General features: G+C 70.3%; 4 protein-coding genes and 2 pseudogenes. 3 read left to right on the top strand and 3 right to left on the bottom strand.

The genetic code is table 11. The annotated features are described in order from the left end of the window. The 3 genes and pseudogenes from MEICH_RS25130 to MEICH_RS0114160 all read right to left on the bottom strand — a co-directional run. A pseudogene (locus MEICH_RS25130) lies at positions 1-208 on the bottom strand (hypothetical protein); the annotation flags it as partial. Positions 209-214: 6 nt separating this feature from the next. Then, positions 215-1,192 (bottom strand): flotillin-like protein FloA, encoded by a 978-nt coding sequence (gene floA / locus MEICH_RS0114165; RefSeq protein WP_027893191.1) that lies wholly within the window; start codon positions 1,190-1,192, stop codon positions 215-217. A gap of 2 nt (positions 1,193-1,194) precedes the next feature. Next, positions 1,195-2,472, bottom strand: a complete 1,278-nt coding sequence (locus MEICH_RS0114160; protein WP_027893190.1) for an NfeD family protein — start codon at positions 2,470-2,472, stop codon at positions 1,195-1,197. 38 nt (positions 2,473-2,510) lie between these two features. Between MEICH_RS0114160 and MEICH_RS0114155 the strand changes: the two genes are divergently transcribed. From MEICH_RS0114155 to MEICH_RS29400, 3 genes and pseudogenes are all read left to right on the top strand, one after another. Continuing rightward, positions 2,511-3,320, top strand: a complete 810-nt coding sequence (locus MEICH_RS0114155) for a shikimate dehydrogenase (protein ID WP_027893189.1) — start codon at positions 2,511-2,513, stop codon at positions 3,318-3,320. Next, entirely contained in the window at positions 3,317-3,913 is a 597-nt protein-coding gene (locus MEICH_RS0114150) for an IMPACT family protein (RefSeq protein WP_027893188.1), read from the top strand. The genes MEICH_RS0114155 and MEICH_RS0114150 overlap by 4 nt, the downstream gene beginning before the upstream one ends. Before the next feature lie 293 nt (positions 3,914-4,206). Then, positions 4,207-4,491: pseudogene (locus MEICH_RS29400) on the top strand (sensor histidine kinase); the annotation flags it as partial.

The raw sequence follows: 4,491 nt of genomic DNA, 5'->3' as shown, positions 1-4,491 counted from the left end.
GGGGCCGCGGCTGCTGCGGGCTGGCCTGGGTGGGCTGGGGGCGCGGCTGGGCCGGGGGCCTGCGCTGCGCCTGGTCGGGGTCGGTGGGCAGTTGGTCGATGTCGGGGATGTCGAAGGTGTCGTCCCCCCGCCGCAGGAAGCCGCGCAGGGCGGGGAGGATGACGAAGAAGAACAGAAACAGCAGGCCCAGCAGGTCGTCAAGCTGCATCGCGCATCACCGGTTCTCCTCCCCCTCGGTCGCCTTGCTGATCGACTCGCGCATGTCGGTGTCGGCCTCGATGTTCTTGAGCTGGTAGTAGTCCATCACGCTGAGCTTGCCGCTCTTGAGGGCGTCGGCCATCGCCAGGGGCACGGCGGCCTGGGCCTCGACGAGCTTGGCCCGCATGGCCTCGACGGCGGCCCTGTTCTCCTGCTCGGCGGCCACCGCCATCGCGCGGCGCTCCTCGGCCTTGGCCTGGGCGATCTTCTTGTCGGCTTCGGCCTGGTCGGTGCGGAGCTGGGCGCCGATGTTCTTGCCCACGTCCACCTCGGCGATGTCCACCGAAAGGATCTCGAAGGCGGTGCCGGCGTCGAGGCCCTTGGCGAGCACGGTCTTGGAGATGCGGTCGGGCTGCTCGAGCACCTGCTTGTGGTCCATGCTCTGGCCGATGGAGGCCACAATGCCTTCGCCCACGCGGGCGACGATGGTCTCCTCACCCGCGCCGCCCACCAGGCGGTCGATGTTGGCCCGCACGGTGATGCGGGCGGTGGCCAGGAGCTGGATGCCGTCCTGGGCCATGCCCGCGACCATGGGGGAGGTGATGACCTTGGGGTTGACCGACAGGCGCACGGCCTCGAGCACGTCGCGCCCGGCGAGGTCGATGGCGGCGGCGCGGTCGAAGGTGAGCTTGATCCCGGCCTTCTCGGCGGCGATCAGGGCGTCGACCACGCGGTCGACGTTGCCCCCGGCGAGGTACTGCGACTCCAGGCGCGTCACCTCCACCGGGATGCCCGCCTTGAAGCTCTTGATCATGGGCAGGATGATCCGGGACGGGGGGATGCGGCGCAGCCGCTGCCCCACCAGCGTGCCCAGGCTCACGCGCACCCCGGAGAAGAAGGCGGTGATCCACAGCCCCACCGGGATGAAGGTGAAGAAGATGAACAGGACGACGATAATCAGGGTCGCTACGAGAACCGGAGCCAATAGTTCCACACTCAACCTTCCTTTCGTACTACTACGCGCACCCCTTCGACCTCGGTGACCCGGATCGGGGTGCCCCGCTCGATAAACTCACCCTGCGTCACCACGTCCACCCGCCGTTCGCCGAAGAGCGCGGTGCCCGCAGGACGAAGATCGGTCAGTGCCGTGCCGATGGCCCCCACGATGCTCTGGAGCTCGTCGCGCGGGGGAGCCTGCTCGGCGATGGCGCTCTCCAACACCAGCGCCCGCCCCAGGCGGGTGCGGGGGAAGAAGCGGAACATCAGGAACAGCCCGACAGCCACGATCAGGACGGCGTAGGAGCCCACCGCCACCGACTGGCTGCCGAAGGTGAGGTACACCGAGGCCACGATGCCCGCAATGCCCAGCCCGCCGAGCACGCCGAAGCCCGGCGTGATGAAGAGCTCGACCAGCAGCAGCAGCAGCCCGCCCACGAACAGCCCGATCTCCAGCAGGCTCGAGAAGCCCGCCAGGTAGCCGCCCAGGAAGTACAGCGCCAGCGCGATGATGCCGATGGTCGCGGGCAGGAAGGTGCCGGGGGTGAAGAACTCCAGGGCGATGCCCAGGACCCCCACCGCCAGCAGGATGGCCGCGACGATCTGGTTGGTGAGGAAGCGGGCCACGTTGACGCGGGTGCCGGGCTCGAGCCGCTGGGTCTGGGGGTTGAAGCCGGCCTTCTCGAGGGCCTCGCCCAGGCTGCTCACCACCCCGTCGGCGATCTTGGTCTCGGTGGCCTTCTGGGCGGAGAGGGTGAGGGGCTCGCCCCGGGTGGAGAGGCCCGGCACCTCGCGCTCGGGGTCCACCATAGCCTCGGCCAGGTTGACCGGGCGGCCCCGCGCCTCGGCCACGGCGCGGAACTTGCCGCGCAGGGCGGAGATCACCTTGCGGTCGGCGGCCTCCGGCTGGGTCACCGGGGTCACCGTGATCGGCAGCGCGGCCCCGATCTCCGAGCCCGGCAGCATGTAGATCTGCTGGGCCGACAGCGAGATCAGCGCCCCGGCCGAGAAGGCGTTCTGCACCACGGCGATGGTGGGCAGCGGGCTGGCGAGGATGGCGTCGGACATGCGGATGGCCGCGTCGACGCGCCCGCCGGGGGTGTCGACGTAGAGCACCACCCCGCTCGCGCCCTCGCGCTCGGCCTGCTCGAGGGACTGCTCGAGGAAGATGGCCAGGGGCTGGTCGATGACCCCCTCGATGGGGATGATGTAGCTTTTCGCACCTGCCCAGCCCAGGGCAAGAAGAAGCAGAAAGACCAGGCGTATCACTAGCTTCATCATAATGGCTCCCACGGCCCCGACTGTAAACTGACCCCATGAGGCTGGGCCTGATCGGCTATCCACTCTCTCACACCCTCTCCCCGGCGATGCACGCCGCGGCCCTGGAGGCGCTGGGCATCGAGGGCAGCTACGCCGCGCTCGAGACCCCCCCGGAGGCCCTGGCCGAGCGCATGGACGAGGTGCGCCGCGCCTACCGCGGCGTCAACGTCACCGTGCCCCACAAGGAGGCGGTGATGCCCTACCTCGACCGGCTCTCCCCGGAGGCCGAGGCCATCGGCGCGGTCAACACGGTCGTCAACCGCGAGGGGCGGCTCGAGGGCCACAACACCGACGCCCCGGGCTTCCTGCGCGGCCTCGAGGAGGCCGGGATCGAGTACCGGGGCGCCAAGGTGCTCATCCTGGGGGCCGGGGGGGCCGCGCGGGCCATCGCCTGGGCGCTCAAGCAGGCCGGGGCCCAGGTGCGCGTGGGCAACCGGACCCTGGAGCGCGCCGCGCAGCTCCAGCGCGAATTCGGCCTGGGCGAGGTCACCGACAACGAGCTCGTGCTCGCGGCCATGGCGCGCTCGAGCGACCTCATCGTCAACACCACCACCGTAGGGCTCAAAGACCCCGCCGCCACGCCGCTGCGGGCCGAGTGGCTCCCGGCCGGCGGCACCGTGGTGGACATCGTGTACAACCCCCTGGAAACCCGCCTGCTGCGCGAGGCCAAGGCCGCGGGGCTCAGGACGCTGGGCGGCCTGCCCATGCTGGTGTGGCAGGGGGCGCTGGCCTTCGAGCTGTGGACCGGGCAGCAGCCCCCGGTGGAGGTCATGTACCGGGCCGCGCGGGGGAAGCTCGAGGCGTGATCACCCTGGCCGCTCCCCACGAGCTCGAGCAGGTCATCCAGAAGAGCCGCTTCATCGCGCGGGCGGCCCCGGCCGCCACGCCGGAGGAGGCGCTGGCCTTCCTCGAGCAAGTCCGCGAGCTCGAGGCCACCCACAACTGCTGGGCCTACCAGGTCGGGCCGCTCTACCGCTTCTCCGACGACGGCGAGCCGGGCGGCACCGCCGGGCAGCCCATCCTGCGGGCCATCCGGGGCCAGGGCCTCGACCGGGTGATGGTGGTGGTCACCCGCTACTTCGGCGGGGTCAAGCTGGGCACCGGCGGGCTGGTGCGGGCCTACGGCGGCGTCGCGGCCGAGTGCCTGCGCCAGGCCCCCAGGCGCGAGGTACGCCCCAAGGTACGGGTGGCGCTCGAGGTGCCCTTCGAACTCTCGGGCGTGGTGTACGGGCTGCTCGAGCGCGGCGGCCTGCCCCGCGACGCGGAGGGCTACACGGCACAGGGGTTGCGGCTCGAGCTCACCCTCGAGGCCAGCGCGCTCGAGGCCTTCCAGGCCGCCCTGCGGGACGCCAGCCGGGGGGTGCTGCGGGCCGAGGTGGTCGAGCGGCTCGAGGGGTAGGTGTATGTCCTGTGCACTGAATGCCGATGGCCCATAGCCGATAGCTGAACGCGGGTCGTACGTCCTACGTCGTACGCAAGACGCAAGACGCAAAACGCAAAACGCAAGACGCAAAACGCCAAACGCCTTGTCACCCCCCTTAACAAGGGGGGCCGGGGGGGATACCCCCTCCCCGCCGGCGGGGAGGGCCGGGGTGGGGTGAGCTACGAGCCTTTCGCCCCTCGCTGACCGCTCCCTCCCAATCCTCACCCCCGGTGGCTAAAATCCCTCTCCCTTTCCTGTACCCTATCGCTGTGGAAGCCGTTCCCAGCCTCTATCGGCTGATAAAACTCGCCCGCGTCGTGCTGCCGCTGTTGATCGCGCTGGTGGTGGTGGTGTTCGAGCTGGCCTTGCGCAGCGACCAGTACGACCAGACCTTCTGGATCCACCTGGGGTTTTACGGGCTGGTGGGGCCGTTGGTGACCTTCATGACGCTCGAGTGGATCGCGTTGCAGGTGCTCGAGCGCGAGCGTGCCCAGCAGGGGTTGGAGCAGGCCAACCGGCGCCTGGAGGCGGTGGGGCAGGTGACGCGGCAGGCC

It is taken from the genome of Calidithermus chliarophilus DSM 9957, from assembly GCF_000430045.1.
In the GTDB taxonomy this organism is placed as follows: domain Bacteria; phylum Deinococcota; class Deinococci; order Deinococcales; family Thermaceae; genus Calidithermus; species Calidithermus chliarophilus.
This window is presented reverse-complemented; position numbering and strand designations above follow the sequence as displayed.

Bases quoted from the DNA above. Each gene is read 5' to 3' on its own strand.
- MEICH_RS0114160 (WP_027893190.1), bottom strand. From the start codon at position 2,472: ATGAAGCTAGTGATACGCCTGGTCTTTCTGCTTCTTCTTGCCCTGGGC.
- MEICH_RS0114155 (WP_027893189.1), top strand. From the start codon at position 2,511: ATGAGGCTGGGCCTGATCGGCTATCCACTCTCTCACACCCTCTCCCCG.